Origin of the sequence: Thiohalophilus sp., from assembly GCF_046483665.1 — a bacterium.
Taxonomy (GTDB): domain Bacteria; phylum Pseudomonadota; class Gammaproteobacteria; order UBA6429; family Thiohalophilaceae; genus Thiohalophilus.
The window spans coordinates 1-3,825 of the sequence record NZ_JAWOCR010000056.1 but is presented as its reverse complement, the minus strand read 5'-3'; the positions used below and the strand labels follow the sequence as shown (position 1 = coordinate 3,825).

General features: G+C 54.6%; 4 protein-coding genes. All 4 read right to left on the bottom strand.

Going from position 1 to position 3,825, the window contains the following annotated elements; genetic code table 11:
- A partial coding sequence (locus R6U90_RS11705; protein ID WP_410352874.1) for an omptin family outer membrane protease occupies positions 1-368 on the bottom strand: 368 nt, incomplete at its 3' end.
- 150 nt (positions 369-518) lie between these two features.
- Positions 519-1,145 (bottom strand): TatD family nuclease-associated radical SAM protein, encoded by a 627-nt coding sequence (locus R6U90_RS11700; RefSeq protein ID WP_410352873.1) that lies wholly within the window; start codon positions 1,143-1,145, stop codon positions 519-521.
- Positions 1,146-1,419: 274 nt separating this feature from the next.
- Positions 1,420-2,433, bottom strand: coding sequence for a dihydroorotate dehydrogenase-like protein (locus R6U90_RS11695; protein WP_410352872.1), 1,014 nt, complete (start codon positions 2,431-2,433; stop codon positions 1,420-1,422).
- Positions 2,434-3,825, bottom strand: a 1,392-nt coding sequence (locus R6U90_RS11690; protein WP_410352871.1) for a thiamine pyrophosphate-dependent enzyme, incomplete at its 5' end; no start/stop codon positions are given.

The following is a 3,825-nucleotide window of genomic DNA, read 5'->3' as shown; positions in this document are numbered from 1 at the left end:
AGATCCCAGCCCCAGGTCTCGATCACAGCGGTATCCTCGTGATGCGACCAGTGCGTCCAGTCACGATTCACATCCAGCCAGTCATAATCGTCCATCACCGCATCGCCGGCGGGGATACCGAGGCGTCCCCGAAGGTTAAAGGTTACTCTGTCGGAACGGGCCCTGACCCCGGCGCTCAATATCGGCAATTGACGAGTTTCCCAGATGAGCTGACTCAGCCTGTAATCCCTCGGCCAGCGGGACGGCTGCCCGTAGACCAGTTCATTGGCTTTGCCCTGCGCCACGCCGACAGCCAGCCAGGCCTCGCTCTGTCGATCATGACTTGCCCAGCCGGCCCGCTCATCGAACCATTGTGCCCTGGCCGGCATAACAATGAGTCCGGCACACAAACAGGCACCCGCAAGGGTATAAAATCGTTGTGAAAACATCCTGTTATTCGTCTCTCTGCAGATAATAGCCGGAGAATAACCGACCCGGTGAAGCAGGAGAACCCGATTGCCGGGATACGATAGCCGGATTCAGCCAACCTGATTCAGTTGCCGGGCACGAAACTGCATGCCCAGCTCGCTGGCAATTTTCTCACACGCCGGAATACTGACCTCTTCGAGTCCGTCGATGGCCGTGAGGGTCACCGCCATCCCGTGCTGACTGGCGCAACGGGCGAAGTTCTGCAGGGCCCGGAAGGCGCCGTGACGTTTGGGGCGACAATGGTAATCATAGAGTCTTTCTTCATGCGCATTGAGGGAAATCGAAACCGCATCTACCACCTGTACCAGTCGCGATGTCACATCATAACCATGGACCAGGTTGGCCAGTCCGTCTGTATTGACGCGTATTCTCGCACCTTGCTGTTTGAGAGCGCCGGCAACTTGTAACAGGACCTCCAGCCGCAGGGTTGGCTCGCCATAACCGCAAAAAACGATTTCATTATAATCGGCGGGATCGCCGACAGCGGCCAGTATCTGATCGGTGTCCGGCTCACTCTGAAGCCAGAGATTATAGCCCTGTACTTCCCGGCTGCCGTTGAACTTGGGGCAAAAACGACACCGCAGAGTGCAGTGCCAGGTTGTATTCAGATAACAATTACCGTGCAACCGATAGGCCACTGTTGGCGGTTGTTCCATCACCTGTTTTGTACTTTGCATCGTTTCCCGTATTCCTCTGACGAGCCAGATAAACGAATTTCGCCCTGTCTCTGTTCTCTTTAATTTACCTGAACTCAGGCGTTAAACAAATTTTGCTGGCAGCCCGGCCGGCGCCAGACAAACGCCGGAAACAGACAAAGATTTATTCTGGCGTCTGCGTCAGTTGAGCTGATTGTTTCTGATGTACAAGCTGCGTCAATGGGGACCTGTCTCATATGACAGTCATAACGATATTCTCGCTACTTTCAATGCTTATTGCGAGCAGCTCAGTATTTTATCGTAGCACTCCTTCTGGCGAGGTATAGTTGTCCAGCACAGTAATATAATTGACTCGCTCATAAGCACCGGGATCGGGCGCATTATGATAGCTCATGCTGCCTTTTATCTGACTAACTGAGTCATACTCATTCTCTTCCAGCCAGCCGTGCATTTCCCCAAGGATTACGGACAGATACTCCGGCCCCTGCTGTAACAACACGCTGCATAAATGGACCACATCACTACCCACCAGTAATGCCTTGATTCCGTCGCGTGCGTTATGAAAGCCGCCTGTTACTGCCACCGACATATTTATCCGTCCGTGCAAAAGAGCCGCCCAGCGAATTCGCATTAATGACTCGTAGGGCACAGACAGCTGCAATGTCGGCTCCACCATCAGCTGTTCAGGATTGATGTCCGGCAGATAAAAGCGGTTGAACAGAGCGACACCCGCCGCTCCGCTCTGTTCAAGTCGGCGGATAAAATGAACGGGCGAGCTGAACTGGGGTGAGAGTTTCAGGGTAATCGGGATTGTGACGTGTTGTTGCAAGGAATCCAGAAGGTCAATGTAACGTTGCTCCACGTCACTGCCACTCTCCCCGCCATTGCCGGCAATATAATAGATATTCAACTCCAGCGCATCAGCGCCGGCCTGCTGTAGCTGTTTCCCGTACTCCAGCCAGCCACCGGCGGTGGTGCCGTTGAGGCTCGCAATGACAGGAATATCCAGTTCGTGTTTGAGTTTCTGCAGGTATTCCAGATACTCGTCCTGACAGGTCCTCAAGTCATTCGGGACCGGGTGAAAACTTTCCATCTCACCAAATCCGATTGACTGGTGATGGATAAAACGATCCAGCTGTTGCTCCTGTTGTTCAATTTTTTCCTCAAATAACGACGGCAGAATAATCGCTGATGCACCGGCTTCGCGCAAGCGCATGACAGAATCGTGATCGCCGGTCAGGGGTGAGGCGGAAGGTACCAGCGGATTGGTGAGCTTCAGTCCAAGATACTCGGTCGTCATATCCACCATTTATGTCTCCTCCGTCGTTTTATTGTTATTCTGCTTCAGCCTGGCCTTGACGGCCGAAACCCGGTTCGCCTGGTCCCACTCCAGCTCGGACAGCTGTTTGTAATAATGGTAGCGATGTTGTACTTCTTGCTGTGCCTCGGCCAGGAACCGTTCGGCCTCCTCAGGATGAGTATGCCATAACATGCTGAAACGGGTTTCGGTCTCGACAAACTCCCGATAGGGGATCGACGGCTCACCGGAATCAAGATGCAGCGGGTTCTTAGCCTCGGAAGTGCGCGCCGGATCGAAACGGAACAGGGGCCAGTGACCACTATCGACTGCCAGGTTCTGCTGACGGTGGTTGTTGGACAAATCCACGCCGTGGGCGATACACGGGGAATAGGCGATAATCAGCGACGGACCCGGATGGGCCTCGGCTTCGAGAAACGCGCGCAGGGTCTGTACATCCTTTGCACCGTAGGCTACATGCGCCACGTAGACATTTTCATAGTCCATCGCCAGCAAGGCCAGGTCTTTTTTGCCGGTCGGTTTACCACCGGCAGAGAACTTGGCGACGGCGCCACGGGGCGTGGCCTTGGAGGTCTGCCCGCCGGTATTGGAATAGACCTCGGTATCCAGCACCAGAATATTCACATTGGCTCCACTGGCCAGCACGTGATCCAGCCCGCCATAACCGATGTCGTAGGCCCAGCCATCGCCGCCAATGATCCAGACACTCTTGCGTATCAGATTTTCGGCAAGCTCCAGCAAGGTTTGCGCCCGCTCATCCTTCAGTTTCTCCAGTTGCTGACGCAATTGCTCGACCCGCTCGCGCTGATCAACAATGCCGGCCTCGCTTGATTCGTCGGCGCTCAAAATTGCCTCGACCAGATCATCATCCAGCTGATCCTGCAGCGCCTGAATCAATTCCAGTGCCTGTTCGCGCTGTTTGTCGACAGCGATGCGCATACCCAGGCCAAATTCGGCATTATCTTCGAACAGTGAGTTGTTCCAGGCCGGTCCGCGTCCTTCCCGGTTGGTCGACCAGGGAGTCGTTGGCAGGTTGCCACCATAGATCGAGGAACAGCCAGTGGCATTGGCTACCAGCATGCGATCGCCAAACAGTTGCGTCGCCAACTTGAGATAGGGTGTTTCGCCACAGCCGACGCAGGCACTGGAAAATTCGAATAACGGTTCCATCACCATGGATCCCTTGAGTGTCGTCACTTTTAATTCGCGCCGGTCATATTCAGGCAACTCCAGGAAGAAACCAAAGTTCTCCCGTTCCTGCTCACGCAACGGCGGCTGCGGCGCCATGTTCAGGGCCTTGCGACTGGCATTTGACTTGTCGTGAATCGGACAGATATCCACGCACAAACCACAGCCGGTACAGTCCTCCGGCGCCACCTGGTA

Excerpts from the sequence above, each read along its gene's own strand:
- R6U90_RS11695 (WP_410352872.1), bottom strand. The coding sequence starts at position 2,433 with ATGGTGGATATGACGACCGAGTATCTTGGACTGAAGCTCACCAATCCG.
- R6U90_RS11700 (WP_410352873.1), bottom strand. The coding sequence starts at position 1,145 with ATGCAAAGTACAAAACAGGTGATGGAACAACCGCCAACAGTGGCCTAT.